Origin of the sequence: Methylobacterium sp. WL19, from assembly GCF_008040005.1 — a bacterium.
In the GTDB taxonomy this organism is placed as follows: domain Bacteria; phylum Pseudomonadota; class Alphaproteobacteria; order Rhizobiales; family Beijerinckiaceae; genus Methylobacterium; species Methylobacterium bullatum.
The window spans coordinates 1-1,262 of sequence record NZ_VRVC01000268.1 but is presented as its reverse complement, the minus strand read 5'-3'; the positions used below and the strand labels follow the sequence as shown (position 1 = coordinate 1,262).

Annotated in this window: 1 protein-coding gene; it reads left to right on the top strand. The window is 70.9% G+C overall.

Going from position 1 to position 1,262, the window contains the following annotated elements:
• The first annotated feature begins 424 nt into the window (after positions 1–424).
• Positions 425–1,195, top strand: a complete 771-nt coding sequence (locus tag FV220_RS24970; protein WP_147833581.1) for an ImuA protein — start codon at positions 425–427, stop codon at positions 1,193–1,195.
• Positions 1,196–1,262 lie beyond the last annotated feature (67 nt).

The following is a 1,262-nucleotide window of genomic DNA, read 5'->3' as shown; positions in this document are numbered from 1 at the left end:
GGGCGGCGCTCATCCCACCGCCGGGCTGGCCGGGACTGACCTGGCCGGGCGCCTGAGCCGCTGCCGGACCGGCCGCGAGCCCGGCGAGGATCATCAATCCCATCAATGATTTGGTCATGAAGCCTGTCGGGGCCGGGCACTTGGCGGCATGGTCGAGGCGCATGGGTTCTTTCCAGGCTGATGCGCCGGAGGTCCGGCACGGCGGAGGGACAATGCCGGGTCCGGTCATGCGGTCAAGCCCGGCCCGGATCGTCCCGCCGTCTCGCGGCCGTTCCTCCATCCACACTCGTCCACAGCCGTCCACAGGGGAAGCGGCTGTAGCCGCTCAGGAATTTTGCATCCCCCCGAAACCGGTTGAGATTGTTCTTGTTTTGTTCTTATTGTCCGCTGATGGGACGGACAGGATGGATTTGGCTCGACGAAGATGCGCGATGACGGCGAAACGGAGACGGACGGGCTCGAGCGGCGCCGGCGGATCGCTCTGGACGCCCTGCGCGGCCACGGGGCAGGACAGGCCGACGTCCTGTCCGTCGAGGCCCTGCCTCTGGGAATCGCCCATATCGATTCCGGCCTTCCCGGCGGAGGGCTCTCCCTTGGCCGACCGCACGAGATCGCCCCGGAATCCGAGGGCGACGAGGCGGCGGCGTTGGGCTTCACCCTCGCCCTCATGGCCCGACACCTCGCGCGGGTGGAGGGGGAGGCTCTCCTCGTCATCGGCAAGGGGCACCCGACACCCTACGGCCATGGGCTCGCCGGGCTCGGCCTCGATCCGGGCCGCCTGCTGATCCTGGAGGTCGAGAGCGACGCGGATGCCTACCGCGCCGTGGAGGAGGCCCTGCGCTCGCAGGGGCTGAGGGCGGTGGCGGGGCTGGTGGATGCCGGCCTGCCGCTGAAGCAGAGCCGGCGGCTGCATCTGGCGGGCGAGGCGGCCTCCCGCCTCCTCCTCGTCCTGCGGCCACCGCAGGCGGAAAACCCGAACATGGCTGCGACCCGCTGGCGGATCGGCTCTGGGGCGGCCCTGCGGGACCGGTTCGGCTGCATCGAGCGGCCATGCTGGCGGGCGCGGCTCGACCGCTGTCGCAACGGACGGACGGGGAATTGGCTTCTGGAGTGGGATCATGCCGCGCATCGTTTCGGTCTGGCTGGAGCAGTGGCCGCTGACGCGCCTCAGGCGCGCTCGGGCCGCGCAGGATGACGCGGTCTCCCCCGCCGTCGTGGCCGCCATCGGGCCGGGAGGCCTGCGCATCACGGCCGTCGACGCC